The organism is Mycobacterium sp. 236(2023) (assembly GCF_029623955.1).
Classification (GTDB): domain Bacteria; phylum Actinomycetota; class Actinomycetes; order Mycobacteriales; family Mycobacteriaceae; genus Mycobacterium.
This window is the reverse complement of sequence record NZ_JARSBP010000004.1, coordinates 807,286-834,206: the sequence shown is the minus strand read 5'-3', so window position 1 is coordinate 834,206 and position 26,921 is coordinate 807,286. Positions and strand designations below refer to the sequence as shown.

The 26,921-nt window shown below is 66.5% G+C and carries 26 protein-coding genes, 1 tRNA gene and 1 rRNA gene; 23 read left to right on the top strand and 5 right to left on the bottom strand.

All coding sequences use genetic code 11. The features are described from left to right. Positions 1–173: 173 nt before the first annotated feature. Positions 174–286: ribosomal RNA gene (gene rrf, locus P9A17_RS20705) — 5S ribosomal RNA — on the top strand. Positions 287–367: 81 nt separating this feature from the next. Here the strand turns inward: rrf and P9A17_RS20700 are convergent. Next, entirely contained in the window at positions 368–2,083 is a 1,716-nt protein-coding gene (locus P9A17_RS20700; protein ID WP_278040608.1) for an MOSC domain-containing protein, read from the bottom strand. Next, a complete protein-coding gene (locus P9A17_RS20695) occupies positions 2,080–2,742 on the bottom strand; it encodes a pyridoxamine 5'-phosphate oxidase family protein (protein ID WP_278040561.1) in 663 nt (220 codons plus the stop codon). Before P9A17_RS20695 ends, P9A17_RS20700 begins: the two co-directional genes overlap by 4 nt. Before the next feature lie 60 nt (positions 2,743–2,802). Here P9A17_RS20695 and P9A17_RS20690 point away from each other — a divergent pair, with 60 nt between their 5' ends. From P9A17_RS20690 to P9A17_RS20600, 19 genes are all read left to right on the top strand, one after another. Next, positions 2,803–3,630 carry a tetratricopeptide repeat protein gene (locus P9A17_RS20690; protein WP_278040560.1) on the top strand — a complete coding sequence of 276 codons (828 nt, stop codon included), beginning with the start codon at positions 2,803–2,805 and terminating at the stop codon, positions 3,628–3,630. A gap of 1 nt (position 3,631) precedes the next feature. Continuing rightward, on the top strand, positions 3,632–4,645 hold the full coding sequence (locus P9A17_RS20685; RefSeq protein WP_278040559.1) for an HAD-IIA family hydrolase: 1,014 nt from the start codon (positions 3,632–3,634) through the stop codon (positions 4,643–4,645). Between the two features lie 13 nt (positions 4,646–4,658). Next, on the top strand, positions 4,659–4,814 hold the full coding sequence (locus tag P9A17_RS20680; protein ID WP_278040558.1) for a hypothetical protein: 156 nt from the start codon (positions 4,659–4,661) through the stop codon (positions 4,812–4,814). Between the two features lie 5 nt (positions 4,815–4,819). Continuing rightward, positions 4,820–5,626 (top strand): TlyA family RNA methyltransferase, encoded by an 807-nt coding sequence (locus P9A17_RS20675; protein WP_278040557.1) that lies wholly within the window; start codon positions 4,820–4,822, stop codon positions 5,624–5,626. Positions 5,627–5,631: 5 nt separating this feature from the next. Then, on the top strand, positions 5,632–6,552 hold the full coding sequence (locus P9A17_RS20670; protein ID WP_278040607.1) for an NAD kinase: 921 nt from the start codon (positions 5,632–5,634) through the stop codon (positions 6,550–6,552). Continuing rightward, positions 6,552–8,339: a DNA repair protein RecN gene (gene recN, locus P9A17_RS20665; RefSeq protein ID WP_278040556.1), complete on the top strand. Its 1,788-nt coding sequence runs from the start codon at positions 6,552–6,554 to the stop codon at positions 8,337–8,339. Before P9A17_RS20670 ends, recN begins: the two co-directional genes overlap by 1 nt. A gap of 91 nt (positions 8,340–8,430) precedes the next feature. Continuing rightward, entirely contained in the window at positions 8,431–9,615 is a 1,185-nt protein-coding gene (gene steA / locus P9A17_RS20660; RefSeq protein ID WP_278040555.1) for a putative cytokinetic ring protein SteA, read from the top strand. Positions 9,616–9,625: 10 nt separating this feature from the next. After that, positions 9,626–10,567, top strand: coding sequence for a copper transporter (locus P9A17_RS20655; RefSeq protein ID WP_278040554.1), 942 nt, complete (start codon positions 9,626–9,628; stop codon positions 10,565–10,567). A 136-nt stretch (positions 10,568–10,703) separates the two neighbouring features. After that, positions 10,704–12,452, top strand: a complete 1,749-nt coding sequence (locus P9A17_RS20650) for a CTP synthase (protein ID WP_278040553.1) — start codon at positions 10,704–10,706, stop codon at positions 12,450–12,452. Further along, a complete protein-coding gene (locus P9A17_RS20645; protein ID WP_278040552.1) occupies positions 12,445–13,080 on the top strand; it encodes an NUDIX hydrolase in 636 nt (211 codons plus the stop codon). Before P9A17_RS20650 ends, P9A17_RS20645 begins: the two co-directional genes overlap by 8 nt. A 20-nt stretch (positions 13,081–13,100) precedes the next feature. Beyond that, positions 13,101–14,030 carry a site-specific tyrosine recombinase XerD gene (xerD, locus tag P9A17_RS20640; protein ID WP_278040606.1) on the top strand — a complete coding sequence of 310 codons (930 nt, stop codon included), beginning with the start codon at positions 13,101–13,103 and terminating at the stop codon, positions 14,028–14,030. Positions 14,031–14,195: 165 nt separating this feature from the next. Beyond that, on the top strand, positions 14,196–15,065 hold the full coding sequence (locus P9A17_RS20635; protein WP_278040551.1) for a ParA family protein: 870 nt from the start codon (positions 14,196–14,198) through the stop codon (positions 15,063–15,065). Beyond that, the gene (locus P9A17_RS20630) at positions 15,062–15,889 is read left to right on the top strand and encodes a segregation/condensation protein A (RefSeq protein ID WP_278040550.1); all 828 of its coding nucleotides are present in this window, start codon (positions 15,062–15,064) and stop codon (positions 15,887–15,889) included. Before P9A17_RS20635 ends, P9A17_RS20630 begins: the two co-directional genes overlap by 4 nt. Positions 15,890–15,896: 7 nt before the next feature. Next, positions 15,897–16,598, top strand: a complete 702-nt coding sequence (scpB, locus tag P9A17_RS20625) for an SMC-Scp complex subunit ScpB (RefSeq protein WP_278040549.1) — start codon at positions 15,897–15,899, stop codon at positions 16,596–16,598. A gap of 2 nt (positions 16,599–16,600) precedes the next feature. Further along, positions 16,601–17,344 (top strand): pseudouridine synthase, encoded by a 744-nt coding sequence (locus P9A17_RS20620; RefSeq protein ID WP_278040548.1) that lies wholly within the window; start codon positions 16,601–16,603, stop codon positions 17,342–17,344. Next, positions 17,341–18,027: a (d)CMP kinase gene (cmk, locus tag P9A17_RS20615; RefSeq protein ID WP_278040547.1), complete on the top strand. Its 687-nt coding sequence runs from the start codon at positions 17,341–17,343 to the stop codon at positions 18,025–18,027. Before P9A17_RS20620 ends, cmk begins: the two co-directional genes overlap by 4 nt. Beyond that, positions 18,024–19,463 carry a ribosome biogenesis GTPase Der gene (gene der, locus P9A17_RS20610; RefSeq protein WP_278040546.1) on the top strand — a complete coding sequence of 480 codons (1,440 nt, stop codon included), beginning with the start codon at positions 18,024–18,026 and terminating at the stop codon, positions 19,461–19,463. The genes cmk and der overlap by 4 nt, the downstream gene beginning before the upstream one ends. Positions 19,464–19,565: 102 nt before the next feature. Continuing rightward, a complete protein-coding gene (locus P9A17_RS20605) occupies positions 19,566–20,333 on the top strand; it encodes a sulfite exporter TauE/SafE family protein (RefSeq protein ID WP_278040605.1) in 768 nt (255 codons plus the stop codon). 207 nt (positions 20,334–20,540) lie between these two features. After that, positions 20,541–21,473 (top strand): sulfite exporter TauE/SafE family protein, encoded by a 933-nt coding sequence (locus tag P9A17_RS20600; RefSeq protein WP_278040545.1) that lies wholly within the window; start codon positions 20,541–20,543, stop codon positions 21,471–21,473. Here P9A17_RS20600 and P9A17_RS20595 read toward each other — a convergent pair. Continuing rightward, positions 21,453–22,943, bottom strand: coding sequence for a cryptochrome/photolyase family protein (locus P9A17_RS20595; protein ID WP_278040544.1), 1,491 nt, complete (start codon positions 22,941–22,943; stop codon positions 21,453–21,455). The two genes, P9A17_RS20600 and P9A17_RS20595, sit on opposite strands and share 21 nt — an antisense overlap. Positions 22,944–23,044: 101 nt before the next feature. On the opposite strand from P9A17_RS20595, the gene P9A17_RS20590 reads away from it, so the two are divergent. Beyond that, positions 23,045–23,118, top strand: a tRNA-Pro gene (locus P9A17_RS20590). A 77-nt stretch (positions 23,119–23,195) separates the two neighbouring features. Here P9A17_RS20590 and P9A17_RS20585 read toward each other — a convergent pair. Continuing rightward, on the bottom strand, positions 23,196–24,335 hold the full coding sequence (locus P9A17_RS20585; protein WP_278040543.1) for a site-specific integrase: 1,140 nt from the start codon (positions 24,333–24,335) through the stop codon (positions 23,196–23,198). Next, a complete protein-coding gene (locus tag P9A17_RS20580) occupies positions 24,328–24,870 on the bottom strand; it encodes a hypothetical protein (protein ID WP_278040542.1) in 543 nt (180 codons plus the stop codon). Before P9A17_RS20580 ends, P9A17_RS20585 begins: the two co-directional genes overlap by 8 nt. A 100-nt stretch (positions 24,871–24,970) precedes the next feature. Here P9A17_RS20580 and P9A17_RS20575 point away from each other — a divergent pair, with 100 nt between their 5' ends. Then, complete coding sequence (locus P9A17_RS20575; RefSeq protein WP_278040541.1) at positions 24,971–25,174, top strand: helix-turn-helix domain-containing protein; 204 nt, start codon at positions 24,971–24,973, stop codon at positions 25,172–25,174. A gap of 68 nt (positions 25,175–25,242) precedes the next feature. After that, a complete protein-coding gene (locus P9A17_RS20570) occupies positions 25,243–26,553 on the top strand; it encodes an ArsR family transcriptional regulator (protein WP_278040540.1) in 1,311 nt (436 codons plus the stop codon). Positions 26,554–26,921 lie beyond the last annotated feature (368 nt).

Here is a 26,921-nt window from a genome sequence, read left to right as displayed (position 1 = left end):
AGACCTAGAAACGCAGCAATGCGCGCAGGGAACTGGCACTAACCGGCCGAAAACTTACAACAACAACAAAACCTCGCAACCACAACCACAAACCACAACACCACCCCCACCACCAAAAAACAGGGGCTATAAACCTCCCCACCACGGGGAATCACTGAACAAGTGAATAAAGTTACGGCGGTAATAGCGGCAGGGAAACGCCCGGACCCATCCCGAACCCGGAAGCTAAGCCTACCAGCGCCGATGATACTACCCACACGGGTGGAAAAGTAGGACACCGCCGAACACAAATTGGAATCGCCCCCCGCTTTATGCGGGGGGCGATTTTCCTATTTTTGAATTCTTTTTGCGCGCCATTCAATAATTGTCAGAGATCAAACACGACAGGTTCTGATGGCGTCGCAATGCACAGCAACGCATTGCCCTCCGCCGCCGGTTCCAGCGGCTCGTACGGATATGAAACGGCGCCCGCCAGAATGGGCGTTTCGCACGTGTGGCACACGCCGGTCCTGCAGGACCAGCGCGTCGGCACGTCGCATGCCTCCGCGAATTCGAGCAGGCTCGAGTATTCGGCACTCCACGGCGCGGACACGCCGGCCCGGGAGAATTGAACCTCCGGGCCGGAACCTGGCGGCCCCGGAGGTTGGTGCGGTGGCGTCACCACCGAACCGAGCACCCCCGGATTGATCCCTGGCTGCGTACCGAACGTCTCGGTGTGAATCCTGTTGGACGCCAGGCCATATGCCGCCAGTGCCGAACCGATATCCGCCATGAAGGACGTTGGCCCGCACAAGTAGGCGTCTGCGTCGAGAGGTGGCGCCAAAGTCCGGAGCTTCTCTTCGTTGAGCCGCCCGTCGCGGGCGTAGAAGATCTCCGACCGGTTTCCCGGCAGCCGGCTCAGTAATTTAGTCACCTCGTCGGCGAACGGCCGCTCCTGCTCGCTGCGAGCGCTGTGCAGCCACCAGACTTCACGCGTCGACCCGGTCTGTACCAGCCTGTGCAGCATTGCCAGAACCGGTGTGATGCCGACACCCGCCGAGACCAGGATGATCGGTCCCGTGTTCCCGTCGAGCGTGAACGTGCCGCGGGGCGCCGCGATCTCGAGAACATCGCCGACGGAAACGTTGTCGTGGAGGAACGCGCTCGCGACGCCGAACCGCTCCCGCTTGACGGAGATCCGGTACGAGTTTCCGCCGGGGGCGTTCGACAAGGAGTAGTTGCGCACCACGGGGATGGCTCCCGGTATTGCCAGCCGCACTGCGATCGCCTGCCCCGCGTCTGCCGCCGGCAACGCATCCGCGTCGTCTCCGGCCAACGAGAACGAGGTCACGGTCGGGGATTCGCGATGCACCTCGACGACGCGTAGCGACCGAAAGCCCTGCCATGCAGGCGGATTGGCGGCCGCGATCAACCCACTGTTGCCCGTCGACGCCGTATCGCCGTCCTGGTCGCGAAGACTTTGAAGCGAAGTTCGCCACCCCGGGCTCAGCGCCGGGATGCGCAATGCATTCTTGAGTCGCTCCTGCGGATGCCCCGGCAGATACAGCAGGGCGTCGATCTCGGCGACGGTGATCCGTTCCGGGCCGTCGGCGACCTTGACGATCTCCAACCCGGCTTCGACTGCACCCTCTTCGATGACGCGGCAGTAGAAGCCGGGCCGGTGGTGACCGACCAGCAGAGCAGCCATGCGGGGCTCGTCAAGACGGAGCCCGACGCGGTAACACGTGACGCGGGGCTGCGTCACCTCCAGTACGGCGCCCCCTATGCGGTAGCGATCGCCGATGCAGACTTCGTCGTCGGGCAGGCCGTCGACGGTGAGGTTTTCACCGAACGCACCGGGGGCGAGGTCGTCGCGACCGAGTTCCCTGGCCCAGTGCCGATACGAGTCGAGCTGGTACACCAGCACCGCCCGGATCTCCCCGCCGTGGCCGCCCAGATCACCTTGGCCGTCCCCGTCGAGGTTGGTGCGCCGCACCATCGTCGCCCCGGCGACCGGCGCCTTCCAGGCCCCCGTGTGGACGACGCGTCCGTTCCAGTCGACGTCGCGGGGCATGCCGACGTTGACCGACACCAGCGTGGCTATGTCGGGCTCCCGCCCGGTATCACCTCGGCGCAGTCGGCGAGCTTCGCGCGCAGCATCGCGTTCTCGGCTTCCAAGGCGCGCAGGTCGTCATTGTGCTTCCTCAGCGCCGGCTCCAATTCGGCGACGGTGTAGCGGTGCGGAATGTGTTGAGGGCAGTTCCAGTCGTACGCCTCGACCGTGACGAGCACGGCCCGCTCCACGACGGCGTCATACCCCGGGTCGGTCAGCGTGTGCACCAGGTCGGGATCGTCATCGGCCGTGACGATCCGCACATGGCCGAACAACTTGAGCCTGGCGCTGCGGACGTAGTCGACCGCGATGATGGCGACGCGGTCGTCACCGGCGACGTTGCCCGTACTTACGTACTGCAGATTGCCGCGGAAGTCCGCCCATGCGATGGTGTGGTCGTCGAGTGTGTGCACGAATCCTTTTGGCCCACCTCGAAATTGCACGTACGGCCAACCCGTCTCGCTGACCGAGCTGAGGTAGAAACCATCGCGGTCGGCGAGGAATTCCTTTTCGGCGGCGGTGAGTGCGTCGGTCCCTGGCGTGGCCTCACCCGACCGGCGTTTGTTGCCGTAGAACGTGTCGCTGCCGTGCTGGCGCTGGATCCGCTGCACACCGTCGGTGAATGCGATCGCGGCATAGTGCTTGCTCACCGCTTCATTGTCGTGGAGCCGCCACCCGGTGTCCCGATGATTGGCCGTATCCTCGTGGCCGTGCCCCAGGACAATCAGGGCGGTCGCAGCGAACGTCGCCCCAACCGCGCCTCCAACGGCGGCGGGCAACGACCCCGCCGCGACCAACGGTCTGCGCCTCGATCGTCGGGACCTCATCGGGCACGGCCTACGCAGCCCAAACCCGACGGCGACGATGCGTCACGGCCCAGCGGTCCGCCCATCCCTCGCGAGATCGAGGCCAAGCAACTCGCTCCGGAGATCCGGGGGGAGCTGACCACGCTCGACAAGTCCACCGCCGACACGGTGGCACGCCACCTGGTCGCGGCGGGTGAACTCCTCGATGAAGATCCGGAGGCTGCGCTGGCCCACGCCCGGGCGGCCCGCGCCCGGTCCGGCCGGATCGCCGCGGTCCGCGAAGCAGTCGGCATCGCCGCCTACCAGTGCGGTGACTGGGCGCAGGCATTGGCTGAGCTGCGGGCGGCACGCCGAATGGGCAGCCGCTCATCGCTATTGGCACTCATCGCGGACTGCGAGCGCGGCGTGGGACGTCCCGAACGTGCGATCGAACTGTCCCGCAGCCCCGAAGCGGCCGAGCTGACCGGCGACGACGCCGACGAACTTCGTATCGTCGTAGCCGGCGCCCGGTCGGATCTCGGCCAGCACGAGCAGGCGCTGGCCGTGCTGTCCACGCCCGCGCTCGACCCGACACAGGCCGGACAGACGTCGGCGCGCTTGTTCTACGCATACGCCGAAACGCTGCTTGCCCTTGGCCGTAACGACGAGGCGCTGCAGTGGTTCCTGCACGCCGCCGAAGCGGATGTCGAAGGCGTCACCGACGCCGAAGAGCGGATCACGGAGCTGTCCTGAGTTGAACACTCTTGCGCGGCAGCATGATTGTCTGCTGCTCGACCTCGACGGCACCGTGTTCCGCGGGCATGAGCCCACCACAGGCGCCGTCGAAACGCTGGCGTCGATCGATTCCCGAGTCCTGTTCGTGACGAACAACGCGTCACGGTCGGCCGGGCAGGTAGCCGAGCACCTGTGCGAGCTCGGGTTCTCCGCCGGGCCGGCGGACGTCGTCACCAGCGCGCAGAGCGCGGCCCGCCTCCTCGCTGAGCAACTGCCCAGTGGCGCAAAGGTTCTCATCGTCGGAACCGATTCGCTGGCGAACGAAGTCAGCGGTGTCGGCCTCGAACCTGTGCGGGAGTTCGGCGACGATCCGGTCGCCGTCGTGCAGGGGCACAACCCCGAGACCGGCTGGCAGAACCTCGCCGAGGCTGCATTGGCCATCCGGTCCGGCGCGTTGTGGATCGCCGCCAACGTCGACAAGACCCTGCCGTCGGAACGTGGCCTGCTGCCCGGTAACGGGTCGATGGTCGCCGCGTTGCGAACTGCCACCGAGACCGAGCCGCAGGTGGCGGGCAAGCCGGCGCCGGCCCTGATGAAAGACGCTCTGTCGCGGGGGGATTTCAGAACCCCGCTCGTGGTCGGAGACCGCCTCGACACCGACATCGAAGGCGCGGTCGCCGCGCAGCTACCCAGCCTGATGGTGCTCTGCGGCGTGAACACCGCCGACGACGCGATCTGGGCCATCACCGAGCAGCGACCGGACTTTCTCGCCGAGGACCTTCGCGATCTCACCGGCCAGGACGCCGACCTTCTGCGCGTCGCCCCTCACCCCGGCTGGCAGGTCGATGTCGACGGGCCGACGGTCACGCTGACCTCGACCGGCGCGGAGCCGGGCGATTCGCTGTCGCCGGTCCGTGCGGTCGCAGCGGCGGTATGGGTGGCCGGCATCGCGCGGCGGCCCATCGTCGGCGGCGACGACGCCGCGCGACAGGCCGTCGAGCGCTGGACCCTGGCGTCGGCTTCCATCGACTAGCGTGAGCTCCGACATGAGTAACGATCCCGAGCAGATCCGCGCCCAGGTCGTCGAGATTCTCGGAGAGCCGACCGACCTGTCGGCGACTGACCTGGACTCCGCGGCGGCGCGCCTCGAAGAGGCCCACGACCTGCTGGTGCGCGCGCTGGAATCGGTCGAGAAGGGCTGATTCGCGTGACGCGTCGCGCACGTGTGGACGCCGAGCTGGTACGACGTGGTCTCGCCCGCTCGCGTCAGCAGGCCGCCGAGTTGATCGGTGCCGGGCGGGTCCGCGTCGACGGGATGCCCGCCGCCAAACCGGCCACCGCCGTCTCGGTGAGCGCCAACCTGACCGTCGACGGCGGCACCGAGGACACCTGGGTGTCGCGCGGCGCGCACAAGCTGATCGGGGCGCTCGACGCATTCGGGCTCGACGTCGAGGGGCGGCGCTGCCTGGACGCCGGCGCGTCGACGGGGGGATTCACCGAGGTCCTGCTCGGCCGCAACGTCCGAGAGGTGGTGGCTGTGGACGTCGGCTACGGGCAATTGGCGTGGCCGCTGCGCACCGACGAGAGGGTGACCGTCATGGAGCGCACCAACGTCCGCGATCTCACCGCCGACGCGATCGGCGGACCCGTCGACCTCGTCGTCGCCGACCTGTCGTTCATCTCGCTGGCGACGGTGCTGCCCGCACTGACCGCGTGCGCGTCACCGGACGCCGATATCGTTCCCATGGTGAAGCCGCAGTTCGAGGTCGGCAAGGACCGCGTGGGTGCCGGCGGCGTCGTGTCCGACCCGCTGCTGCGCGCCGACGCCGTGCTGTCCGTGGCTCGCCGCGCCGAGTCGCTGCACTGGCACGCTGTCGCGGTAACGGCGAGCCCGCTGCCAGGACCGGCAGGCAATGTCGAGTACTTCCTGCACCTGCGCGCCCAGGCCGACCCGATGCCGGGCGAGGCGCTCGATGCCGCGGTCCGGCGAGCAGTCGAAGAGGGACCCCAATGACGGAGATGCCAGAGCGCACCATCCTGCTCGTCGTCCACACCGGCCGCGCGGAGGCCACGGAGGTCGCGCGCCGCGTGGAGAAGGTGCTCGCCGACCACGGCATCGGGCTTCGGGCGCTGTCCGCCGAAGCCGTCGATCGGGGGCCGGTGCCGCTGTCGCCGGACGACATGCGTGACCTCGGCGCCGAGATCGCGGTGGTCGATGCCGACGAACGCGCCGCCGAAGGGTGCGAACTGGTGCTGGTGCTCGGCGGTGACGGGACCTTCCTTCGCGCCGCGGAACTCGCCCGCAACGTCGAGATCCCGGTTCTCGGGGTGAACCTCGGCAAGATCGGCTTCCTCGCCGAAGCGGAGGCCGAGGCGATCGACATCGTCCTCGACCACATCGTGCGTCGCGACTACCGCGTCGAGGAGCGGATGACGCTCGACGTCACGGTGCGCGCCGGAGGCGAAGTCCTGGACCACGGGTGGGCGCTCAACGAGGCGAGCCTGGAGAAGGGCCCACGTCTCGGGGTGCTCGGTGTCGTCGTCGAGGTCGACGGCCGGCCGGTGTCGTCGTTCGGCTGCGACGGCGTGCTCGTCTCGACGCCGACGGGCTCTACGGCATATGCGTTCTCCGCGGGCGGGCCGGTGCTGTGGCCCGACCTGGAGGCGATCATCGTGGTGCCCAACAACGCTCACGCGCTGTTCGCGCGACCGATGGTGACGAGCCCGGAAGCCTCCATCGCGATCGAGATCGAGGGCACCGGTCACGATGCGCTCGTGTTCTGCGACGGTCGGCGCGAGATGGTCGTGCCTGCGGGCGGGCGGCTCGAGGTGGTCCGGTGCGGCACACCTCTGAAATGGGTGAGGCTCGACAGCGCCCCGTTCACCGATCGTCTGGTGCGCAAGTTCCGGTTGCCGGTCACGGGGTGGCGCGGACAGTAGTGCTAGCCGAAATCCGCATCGAGGCGCTGGGCGCCATCAATACCGCGACCGCCGAGTTCGACGGCGGGCTGACCGTCCTCACCGGTGAGACCGGTGCGGGCAAGACGATGGTCGTCACCGGGTTACACCTTCTCGGCGGCGCGCGTGCCGACGCGACGAAAGTGCGTTCCGGTGCGGACCGTGCGGTCGTCGAAGGTCGTTTCACCACAACCGAAGTCGGTGAGTCGGTGACGGCGCAGGTCGACGAGATCCTCGATTCGTCGGGGGCCGAACGCGACGACGACGGCAGTGTCATCGCCGCCCGATCGGTCAACCGTGACGGACCGTCGCGGGCGTTTCTCGGCGGTCGCAGCGTGCCGGCGAAGTCACTGAGCGGTTTCACCAACGAGCTGCTGACGCTGCACGGCCAAAACGATCAGCTGCGATTGATGAGGCCCGACGAGCAGCGCGGGGCACTGGATCGCTATGCCGATGTCACGGCGCGGCTCGAGAAGTACCGAACGGCGCGGGAGTCGTGGCTGGAAGCCAGACGCGATCTGGAGGACCGTCGCCGCCGCACCCGGGAACTGGCCCAGGAGGCCGACCGGCTGCAGTTCGCCCTCAACGAGATCGACGTGGTGGCACCGCAACCCGGCGAGGACGACACGCTGGTGGCCGACATCCGGCGGCTCTCCGAACTCGATGCGCTCCGCGAAGCCGTGCAGACGGCGCGCGCGGCGTTGGTCGGAGACGGCGACGACATCGGAGCCGACGCGTTCTCTGCGGCAACCGCCGTCGGCCAGGCTCGTACTGCACTGGAGAACACCGACGACGCCCCGCTCAAGGCGTTCGGCGAGCAACTGGGTGCGGCGCTGACCGTGCTCGTCGACGTATCCGGCGAGCTCGGCCACTACCTTTCCGAGCTCCCCAGCGACGCAAGCACATTGGAGACCAAGCTGGCCCGCCAAGCCGAGTTGCGGACACTGACCCGTAAGTACGCGGCGGACATCGACGGAGTGCTCGGCTGGGCCAAGGAGGCCCGCGACCGTCTGTCGCAGCTCGACGTGTCCGAAGGGACCCTCGCCGAAATGGAGCGCCGGGTCGCCGAGTTGCAGACCAAGGTGGTCGCGGCCGCCGAGGACGTCACCAAGGTGCGCGTCAAGGCGGCCAAGGGCCTGTCGAAGGCCGTCACCGCCGAGCTGGCGGGGCTGGCGATGTCCGGCGCGGAGTTCGCGATATCGGTCGCCCCGCTGCTCGCCCGTGCCGACGACACCGCTCCGCTGGACCTGTCATCGGGCGTCACGGTGCACGCCGGCCGCGACGGGGTGGACGCCGTCGAGTTCGGCTTCGCCGCTCATGGCGGATCGGACCTGCTGCCGTTGAACAAGAGCGCCTCGGGCGGCGAGTTGTCCCGCGTGATGTTGGCGCTGGAGGTGGTGCTGTCGGCGTCGACCGAGGGGACGACGATGGTGTTCGACGAAGTCGACGCCGGCGTCGGCGGCAGGGCAGCCGTACAGATCGGCCGCAGGCTGGCACGCCTGGCCCGTACGCATCAGGTCATCGTCGTCACGCACCTGCCGCAGGTCGCCGCGTACGCCGATGTGCACCTGGTGGTCGAAGGCGTCGTGGGCCGCGACGACGGCAAGAAGGCCAGAGCGAAGTCGAGCGGTGTGCGCCGGCTCGATGACGACGATCGAGTCGCTGAGCTGGCACGAATGCTGGCGGGGCTGGGGGAGTCGGACAGTGGCCGGGCGCATGCGCGGGATCTGCTCGATGCGGCGAGGAAGGACAGAGAAGGCCCCGACTAACCGTGTGACAAATGTGACTTGTGTGGTTTGAGTGACTGATGTTACGGCGCGCCTCCGACGTATTTCCGTCGGCGCTGGACAGAATCGGCCCATGAAGATGTCAGCGCTGCTGTCCCGTAATGCCAGCTCAAAGCCAGGTATCACCGGCACTGCCCGGGTGGACCGTGACATCGACCGCCTCTTGAGGCGTGTGTCGCCCGGCGACATCGTCGTCATGGACGCACTCGACCTCGATCGCGTCACCGCCGACGCCCTCGTCGAAGCCGGGGTGGCCGCCGTCGTCAACGCATCGTCGTCGATCTCCGGCCGCTACCCGAACCTCGGACCCGAGGTGCTGGTCGTCAACGGCATCACCCTCATCGACGAGACCGGCCCCGAGATCTTCAAGAAGGTCAAGGACGGTGCCCGGATCCGCCTCAACGAGGGCGGTATCTACTCCGGTGACCGTCGCCTGGCACTGGGTACCGAACGCTCCGACGCGGACATCCACGAGCTGATGCAGGAAGCCAAGGGCGGACTGGTCGCACATCTGGAGGCCTTCGCGGGCAACACCATCGAGTTCATCCGCAGCGAGAGCCCGCTGCTGATCGACGGCATCGGCATCCCGGACGTCGACGTCGACATGAACCGTCGCCACGTGGTGATCGTCGCGGAAGAGGACAACGCCGCCTCCGACCTGAAGGCACTCAAACCGTTCATCAAGGAGTACCAGCCGGTCCTCGTCGGTGTCGGTGCCGGCGCCGACATCCTGCGCAAGGCCGGCTACCGGCCCGCACTGATCGTCGGTGATCCCGACAAGCTCAGCACCGAGGTGCTGCGGTGCGGTGCGCAGGTCGTGCTACCCGCCGACGCCGACGGCCACGCCGCCGGGCTGGAGCGCATCCAGGACCTCGGCGTCGGAGCGATGACGTTCCCCGCCGCGGGTTCGGCCGCCGATCTCGCGCTGCTGCTCTGCGACCATCACGGCGCATCGCTGATCGTCACGGTCGGTCACACCGCAAGCATCGAGGAGTTCTTCGACCGCACGCGCCAGCAGAGCAACCCGTCGACGTTCCTGACCCGGATGAAGGTCGGGGAGAAGCTCGTCGACGCGAAAGCCGTTGCCACGCTGTACCGCAGCCGTGTCTCCGGTGGCGCCATCGCGCTGCTCGTCCTCGCCATGCTCATCGCGGTGATCGCAGCGCTGTGGGTGTCGCGCGCCGACGCCGCCGTGATCGAGTGGGTCACCCATTACTGGAATCAGTTCCTGCTCTGGGCCCAGGGCCTGGTCTCCTAAAGGACAGATTGTGATCTCGCTGCGCTCGCACGCCATTTCGCTCGCTGCGGTATTTCTGGCGTTGGCCATCGGTGTGGCCCTCGGCTCGGGAATGCTGTCCAACACCGTGCTGTCCGGCCTGCGTGACGACAAGCAGGACATGCAGCAGCAGATCGACACGCTGACCGACGACCGTAACGCGCTGAACGAGAAGCTCAGCGCTGCAGGTGATTTCGATGCCCAGATGGCGCCACGCATCCTGCGTGACTCGCTGGCGAAGAACTCGGTGATCATCTTCCGCACTCCTGACGCCGCCGACGGTGACATCGAGGCGCTGACGCGTCTGGTCGCCGACGCCGGCGCGACGGTGACCGGCACCATCGGGCTCACCCAGGAGTTCGTGGACGCCAACTCGGCCGAGAAGCTGCTCTCGGTGGTCAACTCGCCGATCGTCCCTGCCGGGGCGCAGTTGAGCACCGCCACCGTGGACCAGGGCTCGCAGGCCGGTGATCTGCTCGGCATCTCGCTGCTGATCGACAAGGACCCGAAGGCGGTGCCGGTCGACGACGCCCAGCGCGACACCGTGCTGGCGACTCTGCGCGACACCGGTTTCATCACCTACGGCACGGAGCGCATCGGCGCCGCGAACGCGGCGCTCGTCGTCACCGGCGGCCCGCTCGGCGACGACGCGGGCAACCAGGGCGCGACGGTCGCCCGCTTCGCCGCAGGCCTGGCGCCGCACGGCTCGGGCACCGTCCTCGTCGGACGGGACGGTTCGGCCACCGGCACCGCGGCCGTCGCGGTGACGCGATCGGATGCCGCGCTCAAGAACGCGGTCAGCACCGTCGACGACGTCGACAGCGAGTCGGGCCGGATCACCTCGATCCTCGCGCTGTCCAGCCTCGCCAACGGCGGCAGGCCCGACCAGTTCGGCATCGGGCAGGGCGCGTCGGCGGTGACCGTCTCCCGCTAGGCACGGCGCGTCAGCGACACCTTGTCGGTGTCGGTGTTAGGGTGAGATTCCGTGGGTCGGCAGGCCCCCAACCGGGTGCGAACCCGACGAAACAAGCCCTGCCCGGTCATCACGGAGGTAGCCCTTGCCTGACCCTATGAGGCAGTTACGCAAGCACCCGCAAACGGCCACCAAGCACATCTTCGTCACTGGTGGCGTGGTGTCTTCTCTCGGCAAGGGTCTGACGGCGTCCAGCCTCGGCCAGTTGCTGACAGCGCGGGGCCTGCAGGTGACGATGCAGAAGCTCGACCCGTATCTCAACGTCGATCCGGGAACGATGAACCCGTTCCAGCACGGCGAGGTGTTCGTCACCGAAGACGGCGCCGAGACCGACCTCGACGTCGGCCACTACGAGCGGTTCCTGGACCGCAACCTGTCCGGGCATGCCAATGTCACCACCGGCCAGGTGTATTCGACGGTCATCGCGAAAGAGCGTCGCGGGGAATACCTCGGTGACACCGTCCAGGTCATTCCGCACATCACCGATGAGATCAAGAACCGCGTGCTGGAGATGGCGGCCCCCGACGTCGACGGCAACCGACCCGACGTCGTCATCACCGAGGTCGGAGGCACCGTCGGCGACATCGAATCGCTGCCGTTCCTCGAGGCCGCCCGCCAGGTGCGCCACGAAGTCGGCCGGGAGAACTGCTTCTTCCTGCACTGCTCGCTGGTCCCGTTCATGGCGCCGTCCGGCGAGCTCAAGACCAAGCCGACGCAGCACTCCGTTGCAGCGCTGCGCAGCATCGGTATCCAGCCTGACGCGCTGATCCTGCGCTGCGACCGCGATGTCCCCGAGCCGCTGAAGGTCAAGATCGCGCTGATGTGCGACGTCGACATCGACGGTGTCATCTCGACCCCCGATGCCCCGTCGATCTACGACATCCCCAAGGTGCTGCACCGCGAAGAGCTCGACGCGTATGTGGTGCGGCGGCTGAACCTGCCGTTCCGCGACGTCGACTGGACGCAGTGGAACGACCTGCTGCACCGCGTGCACGAACCCCGCGAGACAGTGCGAATCGCGTTGGTGGGCAAGTACATCGACCTCTCCGACGCCTATCTGTCGGTGGCCGAGGCGCTGCGCGCGGGCGGTTTCGCGCATCACGCCAAGGTGGAGATCCGCTGGATTCCGTCCGACGACTGTGAGAGCGACGTCGGGGCGGCGGCGGCGCTCGCCGACGTCGACGGCGTGCTGATCCCCGGTGGCTTCGGCATCCGCGGCATCGAAGGCAAGGTCGGCGCGATCCGTTACGCCCGCAAGCGCGGTCTCCCCGTGCTCGGACTGTGCCTGGGTCTGCAGTGCATCGTGATCGAGGCGGCGCGCTCCGTGGGTCTGACCGAAGCCAGCTCCGCAGAGTTCGACCCCGACACCCCGGATCCGGTGATCTCGACGATGGCCGACCAACGCGACGCGGTCGCGGGGGAGGCGGACCTCGGCGGGACCATGCGGCTCGGCGCGTATCCCGCTGTGCTGCAGAAGAAGTCGCTCGTCGCCACGGCCTACGATGCCACCGAGGTGTCCGAACGGCACCGGCATCGCTACGAGGTGAACAACACCTACCGCGACAAGATCGCCGAGAGCGGACTGAGGTTCTCGGGCACCTCACCTGACGGACACCTCGTCGAGTTCGTCGAGTACCCCACCGAGGTACATCCGTTCCTTGTCGGCACCCAGGCCCACCCCGAGCTGAAGAGCAGGCCCACCCGGCCGCATCCGCTGTTCGTGGCGTTCGTCGGCGCCTCGCTGGTGTACAACAACGCCGAGCGGCTGCCTGTCGAGATTCCTGAACACGAGACCAAGGCCAACGGCGCCGAGCACGCCCTCGAGGACGCCCCGGCCCGTGGCTGAGGACACACCCGGCAAGCACGAGTTCTCCGTCGCCGCGTCCGACACGCTCTACGTCGGCAAGATCCTGGCGCTGCGCTCCGACGAGGTGCGGATGCCCGGCGGCAAGACCGCCCGCCGCGAGGTCGTCGAGCATTTCGGTGCGGTTGCCGTCGTCGCACTCGACGACGACGGCCGGATCGTGATGGTGCACCAGTACCGCCACGCCTTCGGCAGGCGGCTGTGGGAGCTGCCCGCCGGCCTACTGGATTTCAGCGGTGAGGAGCCGACTGCGTCCGCGGCCCGTGAGCTCGCCGAGGAGGTCGGTCTCGCGGCCGAGAACTGGTGGACGCTGGTCGACACGAACACAGCGCCGGGGTTCTGCGACGAGAGCGTGCGGGTGTTCCTGGCCACCGGGCTGCGCGAGGTCGACCGGCCCGAGGCGCACGACGAGGAAGCCGACCTGAAAGTGGAACGCATCGACCTCGCCGAGGCCGTCGCGAAGGTGTACTCCGGTGACATCGTCAACTCGATCGCGATCGCCGGCGTCCTGGCCGCTCACGCCATGCCGTCGGTCGAGGCGCTGCGCCCCGTCGATGCCCCCTGGACCGACCGGCCCACCGCCTTCGCCCGGCGAGTAGGCCATCTGTGACAACCGGATTCGACTCGACAGTGCTGGACGGCCAGCTTCAGGGTTACCTCGACCACCTGGCGATCGAACGCGGCGTCGCAGCGAACACGTTGAGCTCCTACCGCAGGGACCTGCGGCGCTACGCCGACCACCTCGCGTCGCGCGGCGTCGCCGACCTCGCAGGCGTCGCCGAAGCCGACGTCAGCGAGTTCCTGGTGTCGCTGCGCAAAGGCGATCCCGACAACGGTGTCGTCCCGCTGTCCGCGGTGTCGGCCGCCCGCGCGCTGATCGCCGTGCGCGGTCTGCACAAGTTCGCCGCCGCGGAAGGCATCGCCGCGATCGACGTGGCCCGTGAGGTGAAACCGCCGACGCCCAGCCGCCGGCTGCCTAAAAGCCTGAGCCTCGACGACGTGCTGGCCTTGCTCGAGGCCGCAGGCGGCGACAGCGACGCCGACTCCCCGCTGACTCTGCGCAATCGCGCGCTGCTGGAACTTCTGTACTCGACCGGCGCTCGGATCTCCGAAGCCGTCGGGCTCGACATCGACGACGTCGACACCCACGCCCGGTCTGTGCTCCTGCGCGGTAAGGGCGGCAAGCAGCGGCTGATCCCGATCGGACGTCCGGCCGTCACCGCGCTCGACACCTACTTCGTGCGCGGCCGCCCGGATCTGGCCCGGCGGGGCCGCGGCACCCCGGCCATCTTTCTCAACGCCCGTGGCGGCCGGCTCTCGCGACAGAGTGCATGGCAGGTGCTGCAGGATGCCGCGGACCGCGCCGGCATCACCGCGACGGTGTCTCCACACGTGCTGCGGCATTCGTTCGCCACCCATCTGCTCGACGGCGGCGCCGATGTGCGCGTCGTGCAGGAACTGTTGGGCCACGCGTCGGTGACGACGACGCAGATCTACACCATGGTCACCGTGAACGCCTTGCGCGAGGTCTGGGCCGGAGCCCATCCGCGCGCTCAGTAGCCGCCGACTGTGCGTCCAGGGCGCCGGCAAGACCAGATTCTCGCCCTGCACGCACGTTCGCTGCGGTTCTTGCCTGCGGGTCTGCCTCACCGCCGCGTTGCGCACCGTTAAACTTGCCCGGATGTCCGCCATGCCAGAGGGTTGCCTGACCAGCGACGGTCCGGCATGACCGACGACACGGGACTGGACCCCACCCCCACGCCGGGTCTGACCGGCCGGCTCCCACGCGACATTCCCGAGCCCGCTCCGCGCACATCGCACGGGCCGGCCAAGGTCATCGCGATGTGCAACCAGAAAGGCGGCGTCGGCAAGACCACGTCGACGATCAACCTGGGTGCCAGCCTCGCCGAGTACGGCAGGCGCGTGCTGCTCGTGGACCTGGACCCGCAGGGCGCGCTGTCCGCGGGGCTCGGCGTTCCGCATTACGAACTCGATCACACCGTGCACAACCTGCTCGTCGAGCCCCGGGTGTCGATGGACCAGGTGCTCATCAAGACGCGGGTGCCCGGCCTGGATCTGGTGCCGAGCAACATCGACCTGTCGGCAGCGGAGATCCAACTCGTCAACGAGGTCGGTCGCGAGCAGTCGCTGGCGCGCGCGCTGTACCCGGTGCTCGACCGCTACGACTACGTGCTGATCGACTGCCAGCCGTCACTGGGCCTGCTCACCGTGAACGGACTCGCGTGCAGCGACGGGGTCGTCATCCCGACCGAATGCGAGTTCTTCTCGCTGCGTGGCCTGGCCCTGCTGACCGACACCGTCGAGAAGGTGCACGACCGGCTGAACCCGAAGCTGTCGATCAGCGGAATCCTCATCACGCGATACGACCCGCGGACTGTGAACTCGCGCGAGGTGATGGCGCGCGTCGTCGAACGGTTCGGCGACCTCGTGTTCGACACCGTCATCACCCGCACCGTTCGCTTTCCCGAGACCAGCGTCGCCGGCGAACCGATCACCACCTGGGCGCCCAAATCGGCTGGCGCCGAGGCATATCGGGCGCTGGCGCGTGAGGTCATCTACCGGTTCGGCGCGTGAGCGAGACCACGGCCCCAGAGGAACCCAACGACCCGTCGGCTCCGGTTGGTTTTCAGGTCCGGCTGAGCAATTTCGAGGGTCCGTTCGACCTTCTGCTGCAGTTGATCTTCGGCCATCGACTCGACGTCACCGAAGTGGCGCTGCACAAGGTCACCGACGAGTTCATCGCCTACACCAAGGAGGTCGGACCTCAGCTCGAGCTGGACGAGACGACGTCGTTCCTGGTGGTCGCCGCGACGCTGCTCGACCTGAAGGCCGCCCGCCTGTTACCGGCCGGCGAGATCCACGACGAGGACGACCTTGCGCTGCTCGAGGTGCGTGATCTGTTGTTCGCGCGACTGCTGCAGTACCGGGCGTTCAAGCACGTCGCGGAGATGTTCGCCGAGCTCGAGTCCGCCGCGATGCGCAGCTATCCGCGCGCGGTGTCACTGGAGGACCGGTACTCGGAGCTGTTGCCCGAGGTGATGCTGGGCGTCGATGTATCCCGATTCGCCGAGATCGCCGCGGCGGCGTTCACGCCGCGGCCCGTTCCGGCGGTGGGGCTCGACCACCTCCACCAGGTCGCGGTGTCCGTACCTGAGCAGGCGGCGAACTTGATGTCACTGCTCGAAGACAGGGGGATCGGGCATTGGGCGTCGTTCTCCGACCTGGTCGCCGACTGCCGGGTGCCGATGGAGATCGTGGGCCGCTTCCTGGCGCTACTCGAGTTGTACCGCGCGCGGGCGGTAGCATTCGAGCAACCAGAACCGCTTGGAGTGCTCCAGATTTCGTGGACCGGAGAGCGGCCGAACAGCGAACAGCTGGCAACCGCGGATGCGGAATAGAAAGACGATGACAGAAGACATTTCGACCACGCCTGCAGAGCGGGATGCCGACGATCTCGAGGAGATCGCCCTGCCCGAGCTCGACGAGGCCGAGCTCGACGCCGTGCTGGAGGCGCTGCTGCTCGTCGTCGACACCCCCGTTTCGGTGGATGCGCTGGCCAGCGCCACCGAGCAGCCACCGACGCGAATCGCCGATCGGCTTCGGGCTCTCGCCGACGGCTTCGCGGCGCGGGAGAGCGGTGTCGATCTGCGCGAGGCGGGTGGCGGCTGGCGGATGTACACCCGCGCGAAGTACGCGCCGTACGTCGAGAAGCTCCTGCTCGACGGGGCCCGGTCGAAGCTGACCCGGGCGGCGCTGGAGACCCTGGCTGTCGTCGCCTACCGCCAGCCCGTCACGCGCGCCCGTGTGAGCGCGGTCCGCGGTGTCAACGTCGACGCGGTGATGCGCACCCTGCTGGCGCGCGGACTCATCACCGAGGCGGGCACCGACGCCGATTCGGGCGCGGTGACGTTCTCGACGACCGAATTGTTCCTTGAGCGGCTGGGGTTGACGTCGCTGACGGACCTGCCGGACATCGCTCCGCTGCTGCCGGATGTGGACGTGATCGATGACATCAGCGAAACCCTCAGTGAAGAGCCGCGTTTCATGAAACTCAACGGCGCTCCGGCCCCGGAAGCCCCGGCGTCGATCGACGTGGACCAGGACTGAGAATGACTGATAATGACGGAGTTCGTCTCCAAAAAGTGTTGTCCCAGGCGGGAATCGCCTCTCGCCGGGTGGCGGAGAAGATGATTCTCGACGGCCGCGTCGAGGTCGACGACCAGATCGTCACCGAGTTGGGCACCCGTGTGGACCCCGCCGTCTCGGTGATCCGCGTCGACGGCGCCAGGATCGCCGTCGACGACGACCGGATGTATCTGGCGATCAACAAGCCGCGCGGGATGCACTCCACGATGTCCGACGACCGCGGACGACCGTGCGTCGGCGACCTCGTCGAGCACCGGGTTCGCGGCAACAAGAACCTGTTCCACGTCGGACGTCTGGACGCCGACACCGAAGGCCTGCTGCTGCTCACCAACGACGGTGAGCTGGCACACCGGCTGATGCATCCTTCGTACGAGGTACCGAAGGCGTATGTGGCGACCGTGCTCGGCTCGGTGCCGAAGGGTCTCGGCCGCAAACTGCGCGGCGGAATCGAACTCGACGACGGGCCGGTGCACGTCGATGACTTCGCGGTGGTCGACACCCTGCCGGGCAGGACGCTGGTCCGGGTGACGCTGCACGAAGGTCGCAAACACATCGTGCGCAGGCTGCTCGCCCAGGTGGGTTTCCCCGTGCAGGAGCTGGTTCGCACCGATATCGGCGCGGTGACGCTGGGGGATCAGCGCCCAGGGAGCATCCGGGTGCTGACGCAGAAAGAGATCGGCGAACTGTACAAGGCGGTGGGTTTGTGAGCCATTCCCTGGTGATCGCGATCGACGGTCCCGCGGGTACTGGAAAGTCCTCGGTGGCAAGAGGTTTGGCTACGGCACTGAACGCGAATTATCTGGACACCGGCGCGATGTACCGCATCGTCACGCTGCGCGTGCTGCGCTCGGGTATCGACCTCGATGATGCGGCGGCGATCGCGGCGGCGGTCGATGACGTGGACCTGGCTGTCGGGCACGATCCCGGCGCGGACCGCTCCTATCTTGCCGGTGAGGATGTTTCGGCCGAGATTCGTGGTGACGCGGTCACCAAAGCCGTGTCCGCGGTGTCGGCCGTCCCTGAGGTGCGGGTCCGGCTCGTCGAACTGCAGCGTGAACTGGCTTCTGCGCCCGGCAATGTCGTCGTCGAGGGCCGCGACATCGGCACCGTCGTGCTGCCCGACGCCGACGTGAAGATCTTCCTCACCGCGTCGGCTCAGGAGAGGGCGCGACGCAGGCACGAACAGAACATCGCGGGCGGACTGCCCAGCGACTATGAGGCCGTGCTCGCCGACGTCGAGCGCCGCGACCACCTCGATTCGACACGGGCGGTGTCGCCGTTGCGAGCCGCCGACGACGCCGTCGTGGTGGACACCAGCGCCATGAATCAGGCCGAGGTCATCGCCCACCTCACCGAGCTCGTCGAGCAGAAAGTAGGTGTGGGGCAGTGAGTTCCGATGATGATGGCGAATCCGGCGCCGCGGACGGCGTCTGGTTCGACGAGGGTGACTGGGAACTGGGTTCCGAAGAGATCGCTGATGTCATCGAAGACATGTCGGCCCCGCCACCCGTCGTGGCGGTCGTGGGGCGACCGAACGTCGGTAAATCCACGCTCGTCAACCGGATCCTCGGCCGTCGCGAAGCGGTCGTCCAGGACATCCCGGGTGTCACCCGGGACCGCGTCTCCTACGACGCGAACTGGTCGGGTCAGCGGTTCGTCGTGCAGGACACCGGAGGGTGGGAACCGGACGCCAAGGGTCTGCAGCAACTCGTCGCCGAACAGGCGTCGGTGGCGATGCGCACTGCCGACGGGATCATCTTCGTCGTCGACGCCGTCGTCGGGGCGACCGCCGCGGATCAGGCCGCGGCAAAACTGTTGCAGCGCTCGGGAAAGCCGGTGTTCCTCGCGGCCAACAAGGTCGACAACGAACGGGGCGAAGCCGATGCCGCGGCACTCTGGTCGCTGGGGTTGGGGGAGCCGCACACCATCAGCGCCATGCACGGCCGGGGAGTGGCGGACCTGCTCGACACGGTGATCGAGAAGCTGCCCACCATCTCGGAGGTTGCAAGCGGGGGAGGTGGCGGCCCGCGCCGCGTGGCGTTGATCGGCAAGCCGAATGTCGGCAAATCCTCACTGCTGAACCGTCTTTCGGGTGACGAACGGTCCGTCGTGCACGACGTCGCCGGGACGACCGTCGACCCTGTCGACTCGTTGATCGAGATGGACGGCAAGCTCTGGCGTTTCGTCGACACCGCCGGTCTGCGCCGCAAGGTCAATCAGGCCAGCGGACACGAGTTCTACGCGTCCGTGCGTACGCACGGTGCCATCGATTCGGCAGAGGTCGCGATCGTCCTCGTCGATGCGTCGCAGCCTCTCACCGAGCAGGATCAGCGCGTGCTGTCGATGGTCATCGAGGCGGGCCGGGCACTCGTGCTGGCCTTCAACAAATGGGACCTCGTCGACGAGGACCGCCGTTACCTGCTCGACCGGGAAATCGATCTGCAGCTCGCGCAGCTGCAATGGGCTCCGCGGGTCAACATCTCGGCCAAGACCGGTCGCGCGGTACAGAAGCTGGTGCCCGCACTCGAGACATCGCTGGCGTCCTGGGACAGAAGGATCACGACCGGCCAGCTGAACAACTTCTTGAAGGAAGTCGTCGCGGCGACGCCGCCCCCGGTGCGTGGTGGCAAGCAGCCCCGAATTCTGTTCGCCACCCAGGCAACCGCGCGGCCCCCGACGTTCGTTCTGTTCACCACCGGGTTTCTGGAGGCCGGCTACCGCCGCTTCCTGGAGCGGCGGTTGCGTGAGGAGTTCGGGTTCGAGGGGACGCCCATCCGGATCAATGTCCGGGTTCGGGAGAAGCGGGGACCGAAGTCTCGTCGGTGATCCGGATGGATTTCAGCTGGGCAGCCGTTATACAAACGATTGCAGACCGTAGGTAGCTCTCCAGGTCCGACCGATAGGGTTGGCCAAGTGTCCGTCCTCGATATGGTCCTGATCGCGCTCGCGGGTGTCGGCGCCGGTGCCATCAACGCCCTCGTCGGCTCCGGGACCCTGATCACCTTCCCGACCCTCGTCGCGCTCGGCTTCCCGCCGGTCACCGCCACCATGTCGAACGCGGTCGGACTCGTCGCCGGCGGCGTCTCCGGGACGTGGGGCTACCGGCGCGAACTGCGCGGCCAGGGCAGCCGGCTGAAATGGCAGATCCCGGCATCGTTCATCGGTGCCGGCGGCGGCGCGTGGCTCCTGCTGCATCTTCCGGAGCGGGTGTTCATCCAGATCGTGCCGGGACTGCTGATCCTGGCGCTGGTCCTGGTGCTGGTCGGGCCGCGAATCCAAGCCTGGGCGAAGCGTCGCGCCGAGGCCGCAGGACAGTCGGCGGACCATGTGTCCGCGGCGAAGATGACGGCGCTCGTGGCCGGAACGTTTCTCGTCGGCATCTACGGCGGGTACTTCACCGCGGCGCAGGGCATCCTGTTGATCGCCGTCATGGGCGCGCTGCTGCCCGAGGACATGCAGCGGATGAACGCTGCGAAGAACCTGCTGTCGCTGATCGTCAACATCGTCGCGGCGGTGGCCTACACCGTCGTGGCCTTCGACCGCATCAGCTGGGCTGCCGCCGGCCTGATCGCCGTCGGTTCGCTGATCGGCGGTTTTGTCGGCGCGCACTACGGCAGGCGGCTCTCGCCGAACATGCTGCGCGGTGTCATCGTCGTGGTGGGATTGATTGGGCTGTGGCGATTGTTGACCGTGTAGGCTGGCCCGAGTTTGCTTGCCTGAGAGGACTGTCGAATGGCTGATCGCGTGCTCGTCACGCCGGCGCCGTCCGATGTGTCCGCTCTCGAGCCCTTCTGGCCGTCGCGCCGGTTGATGGCTTTTGACGAGTGGTGTTGTCCGCGTCCCTGACGCGCCCCCACCCCGTCCTTCGGTCACTCATCCTGACCACACCTCCCGAAAGCAGCCATGCGTTCGCTTCTGATCTTCACGCTCGTCGGTATCGGAGCCCAGCTCGTCGACGGAGCTCTCGGTATGGCGTTCGGCGTCACCGCCACCACGCTTCTGGTGCTGTCGAGTGTCGGCGCCGCGCAGGCGAGCGCCGCCGTGCACCTCGCCGAGGTCGGCACCACCTTCGCCTCGGGTCTGTCGCACTGGAAGTTCAAGAACATCGATTGGAAGCTGGTGGCCAAGCTCGGCGCTCCCGGCGCCATCGGCGCGTTCCTGGGCGCCACGGTGTTGTCGTCGCTGTCGACCGAGCACGCCGCCCCGCTGATGGCCGGCATCCTGATGGCCATCGGCACCTACGTCCTGCTCCGGTTCTCACTGGGCAAGCCGATGAACTTCGGCTCGCGAGGCACCAGCCACAGCGTGAAATTCCTTGCCCCGCTGGGCCTTTTCGGTGGTTTCATCGACGCTTCGGGCGGCGGCGGATGGGGCCCGGTCACGACCAGCACGCTGCTGTCACAGGGTAAGACAGCACCGCGGACGGTCATCGGATCGGTGAGTGCGTCAGAGTTCCTGGTGGCGGTGTCGGCGTCGCTGGGCTTCCTGATCGGACTCCGCGAAGAATTCCTCGACAACTGGCCCGTCGTCGTCGGCCTGATGGTCGGCGGAGTGATCGCCGCGCCGTTCGCGGCATGGCTGGTCAGCCGCGTCAGCCCCGCGCTGCTGGGAACCGCCGTCGGCGGCGTCATCGTGCTGACCAACAGCCAGAAGCTGGTGCACTTCTTCGACATCCAGTGGCCGTGGTCGACGGCCATCTACTCGGTGATCGTTGTGGCCTGGGCGTCGCTGGTCGTCTACGCGTGGCGCGTCTCGCGGGCGCCGAAGTTCGCCCCCGAATCAGCCGAGCCGGTCGCGACCGCGGACGCACCCGAATCAGAAACTGTCACGCGCTGATTCCTGCTCCAGCACCGCCTCGAGGTCGTTGAGCCGGTCCATCGACATCACCGCGCGCCGGGTGCGCATGTTCTTGGCCAGCCGATCCCGATGGCGATGAGTGAAGGCCCAATAGCCCGCCGTGAACGGGCACGCATCGTCGCCGACGCGCTTCTTGGGGTCGTACGCGCAGTCGCCGCAGTGGTCGCTCATCTTGTTGATGTACGCCCCGCCGGACGTGTACGGCTTGGTCGCCAACAGGCCGCCGTCAGCGTGCTGACTCATCCCGACGACGTTGGTCGGCATCACCCACCGGAAGCCGTCGACGTACGCCGTCGCGAACCACTCGGTGAGTTCCTCGGGACGGTAACCGCGTTGTAGCGCATGGTTTCCCAGCACCATGAGCCGTTGGATGTGGTGTGTCCACCCGCGATCGCGGACGCCCTGCAGCGCCGTGCGCAGGCAAGCTGCCGTGACGGCATCGGCGTCGAGGTCGGCCCACCAGTCCGGCAGGTGTGTGCGTGCCTTCAGCTCGTTGTTGTCGGTGTAGTCCGCGCCGAAGTGCCAGTAGAGATGCCACATGTATTCGCGCCAGCCGAGGATCTGCCGGATGAAGCCTTCGACGGCGGCCAACGGGGCGGCCTTGTCGTGGTAGGCGCGTTCGGCGGCCTCCACCGCATCGAGGGGATGCAACACGCCGAGGTTGAGTGGCACCGACAGCAGCGAATGCGACATCGCCCAGTCGTCGCCCATGATGGCGTCCTCGTAGCGGCCGAAGAACGGAAGGCGGTGATCGATGAAGCGCGTTAACGCCCGCTTGGCCTCAGCCGGCGTCACCGCGAACAGGCGCGGCCCGTCCTCACCGACGGTGTCGAGTTTCATCGAGTCAAGGTCGCGCCGGACCTGCGCGTCGATGTCGTCTTCCCGAGGCTTGTACGGTGCGGGCACCTCGAGCGTCGACTGTTTCTTCGGCGGTGCTTCGCGGTTGTCCTCGTCGTAGTTCCACCGGTTGCCGACGGGGTCGTTACCCGCCATCAGCACGTCGAAGCGGCGACGCTGGTCGCGGTAGAAGTCCTCCATGCGGAAGCGGGTACGCTCACCCGCCCAGTCGCCGAAATCCTTGCGGGACAACGCAAAAGTCGGCGTAGGAAGAATATCGGCGACAAGGCCCTGCTTGCGGAGCTTGTGGACGAACCTCTCGGCGGCATGCGACGTGGGTTCGTAGACGAGGACAGGACGCTTGAAGCGCTTCAGTGCGTCGGTATAGGTGTCGGCCTGCATCAAGGTGGCACGGTCACCGAGATCGTCGGCTGCATGTCTCAGAGCTGAGAGGACCAGATGCAGCTTCTGACGGTGATAACGGCGCTTGCTCAGTGCTGAGGTGGCCTCGACAAGCAGAACCTCGCGATGGGAATGCTCACCGGCGTAGCAAGCCGGGCCGAGCTGGTCGGCGAACAGCCACAGGGGAGTGTCATCGCGCGTCGTGGTCACTGCGGGGGAATACCCGTCTCTGGTACGGCCGATGCGGTTGGGATTCAGGGGTCAGCCTGTTGTAAGCTTTCGACCGCCTACCGGCGATCCCGGAGGCACCGCGGGCTGTGGCGCAGCTTGGTAGCGCACTTGACTGGGGGTCAAGTGGTCGCAGGTTCAAATCCTGTCAGCCCGACACAGGTCAGAGGCACTTTCTCACTTCGAGAGGGTGCCTTTTTCTGGTCCGTACCCAAACCGCGTACCCAAACTGACCTACAACCCGAGAGAAGTACCCAAGCCGTCGATCGCCGCGCGCGCGGTGTCGTCGGAGGTGTGACCATAGAGGTCGCCGGTGATCGAGATAGACGAGTGGCCCAGGAGATCGGCTGCCGCCTTGATATGAACTCCGGATTCCAGCCACGCTACCGCCGCCGAGTGCCGCATGGTGTGGGCGCCGACTTTCTCGATACCGGCTTTCTTCGCGGCCAACTCGACAGTGCGCAGCATGTTGCGCGGGTCGACCATCGATCCCAACGGCGTGCAGAACACCATTCCGGTCTCGGTCCATTGGTCGCCGGCCGCGAGGCGTTCATCCACCTGCTGCTTGTGCCAGTCCTTCAGGACAATCACCATGCCAGTGTGCACGGGTATGCGTCGGCGTGAGCGTTCCGTCTTGACTGTGTCGAGAACCAGACCGCCCGTCACCCGCGACAGTGTTTGACGCACTCGCAGTTCTCCAGCGGCGAGGTCAACGTCCTCCCATGACAAGCCACACACCTCGCCTCGGCGCAGTCCGGTGGTCGCCATCAACAACACCGCGACGTAGTACCGCAGCGGGCGAGCGGCTTCGAGGAGTCGTGCCACGTCGCTGGAGGGGAGGTACTTCGCCTCCCGGCGGGCGACACCGGGACGCTTCACTTTGGCCGCCGGATTCGAGGCGAGTAGGCCGTCGCGCACCGCCACGTCAAGCGCCTGCCGGAGCACCGTATAGACCTGTCGGACGGTCGAGTCGGCGAGCTTCTTCGCGCGCAAACCGACGATCATCGTCTCAATGTCGGACGGCTTCAGCCGATCCAGCCGCTTCGCTCCGATGTCCCCGCCCTCCAAATGCTTTCGGCACAGCGAGCTATAAAGGGACTTGGTGGTCGCCTTGCGGTCCGATGCTTCTAGCGACGACTCCCGCCACCGTTCCAGCCAGGACGCGACTGAGTCGGGGGAGTCCTTCGCGGGCTGACCCTCTTCGATGCGCTTGCGGACGGTCCTCAGTTCTTTGCGCGCTGCAGCCGCTGTGGCGCCGTACACCGAGACGGATTTCCGCTTGTCGGTGATGGGATCGACGTAGGACACCCGCCCCTCCCAGAGTCCGTTTGGCCGCTGCCTGACGTTGCCCTCGCCGTTGGCACGCTTACCCACGGAGGTACCCCTCGTCTTTTGCCTTCGCGATGTAGCGCAGGGCTGTCCGCTCGTGAACGTTGAAGGCTGCCCTTACCGCTGCGGTGCGCCGGCCCTCCGGCGCCTTCCTGTGTATGTCCGCGACTCGCTTGAGACGTTCATCCGTCATCGTGCGCCGAGACGCGGCACGGTGGACCGCCTTGCGGGTCTCGGCTGGTGTCAACTCGAACTCGTCGCCGTCTGAGTTGGTTACGCCGATACCGACAGCCTCGTAAACGATCTCGCGGACATCATCGAGGCGGATCGCATGAAGGTCCTTGGTGCGCAAACCGGAGTCGTCGGCACGTAAGACCACGGACGTACATATGGGCACCCGGTCGCGAACTTCCCACGCGATCTCCATGCCGTCCCGGCGATACACGGCGTTTCGGGCCGCTGTGCCCTCACCTAATTCGACGAGGTCCTTGATGTCCGCGATCACCACCACTCCACCGTCGCGAAGGCGAATCGTGAATTCCGACGACACGGTCTCCCACTCGGACTCCTCAGGTGACACTAGAAAACCTCTTCTGTCAGTTGCGAACTGTCATGTCTACATGACAGTGTAGGTGACAGCTCGCTAAATGCATAGCGGGACTCCTACAGGAAGCAGACACATGGGACAGAAGTTGATCCCCTACAACGCGGCCAGGTCGACACTCGGCAACATCGGGCGGACGACGCTCTACTCGCTCATCGACGCGGGGGAGTTGCAGCGCGTCAAGATCGGAAATCGGGCGTTCGTGACTGCGACATCGGTCGAGGCGTTTCTGACGCGCCTCTGCGGATCGGACGATGCGCACTTGCATGGCGTCGCCTAGCGCGCGGCCCCGCTCCCAGCACCAATACGCACAAAGAACCCACTCCATCAGCTATCAGAAGCGAATCAATGAACCAACATCTCACGGCCCTTAATTCCACGTTCACGAAATGGCTTGGCGTTGACTACGACCTTGACGCCATCTACCTCACACTCGCCGCTGCGGCGATCGCTCAACATGACGGCGACCCGCTCTGGGTCCTCGTTGTGGCTGGCTCGGGAGCTGGAAAGACGGAGTCCACAGTCACTCCACTGGCGGGATGCGAAGGCGTGCACGAGGTTTCAACCATTTCATCAGAGGGTGCGCTACTTTCTGGCACTGTCGCGAAAGACCGCGCCGAGGATGCCACAGGTGGGCTCCTGCGCCAGGTCGGCGAGAATGGCATCGTTCTCATCAAGGATTTCACGTCGATCCTCTCCTTGGCTTCCAGCGTCCGGCCGCAGATCCTCGGCGCGCTACGCGAGTGCTACGACGGCTCCTGGTCCCGGCAGGTCGGGGGCGACGGCGGACAGGAACTCAAGTGGGTTGGAAGGCTGACCGTGATCGGTGCGGTGACCACTTCATGGGATCAGCACCAAGCCGTCGTCTCGGCAATGGGTGATCGCTTCGTTCTGCTGCGTCTCCGGGTAGACGAGTTGCAGGTGGGGACACAGGCTATCGCGAATACCGGATTGGAAAAGATGATGCGTGCAGAACTCCATAAGGCAGCGGAGTCGGTGCTTGAGGCCGCAACTGACCCCGGTGTCGAGCTGAACCCTGCTGAGCGGGATTCCCTGCTGCAAGCCGCGAACATCACGACGTGGGCGCGGACTGGGGTCATCGTTGCCGGCGGCAAGGTAGTCGACGCACATGCACGGGAGGCACCCACGCGGTTCGCCAAGCAACTTTTTCAGGTTCTGCGTGGCAGCGTCGCGATCGGGGTGGAGCGGCATCAGGCGCTGCGTCTGGCGCTACGTGTCGCCGAAGATTCGATACCTCCGTTGCGACTCGAACTGCTGCGCTACTTCGCTGCGAACGGGTTCGATGCCGACCATCCGCGTGGCAGCGACGTGGCTAGCATTTCCCGCGTCCTCGACCGCGTACACAACACCGTCGATGTCGCTTTGAAAGCACTCCACATGCTGCGCATGATCGCACTCGTGCCGGAGTCATCGCCGTGGCGGTACCGGCTAGCGCCGGGTGTCGACGTGGATGCGCTCAACCCGGGGAGGGTCTTTCAGGAAATGTATGGAGAGGGTGGAGTCAGTTTCGGAGAAGGTATGGAGACCCCTACCTCTAGTGAGTGTGTGCAACTTACTTCTACTGAAACAGGCTCGGAGAGCCTGGAAGATCGGTGGCTTCTCGATGCGCCAGAAGGACTTTTCAGTCATTGCGTCTGAGCCTGGCCACAACGCCGATGCTGGTGGGTTCCCGCTGTTCCGCGATCAGTGCCCACGCATGCGTCTTTGCCGTGGGCTGACCCACTGACCCGAAGAAAGGACACAAGAAACTTCGCCTCGGCTGGCTGCAACGACCTTTGCTCCAGCCGAGGCAAGTCTCGTGACGCTTGTGCAGCAATCTGCCTCGCTTTATGATTTCGTTGCGGACCAATGTTGTTGCTGGACATGCGATTACAATCCCCGTCAGATGGGATAGGGCGGCCGAACTCCCTTAGGTGGATAGGACCGGCACCCTCCTCTCAGGTACTGAGAATCCTGGCCGTGCGTTCGTATGTTGGTTTGGATTTCTTGGAGAGCACGAGTTGGGC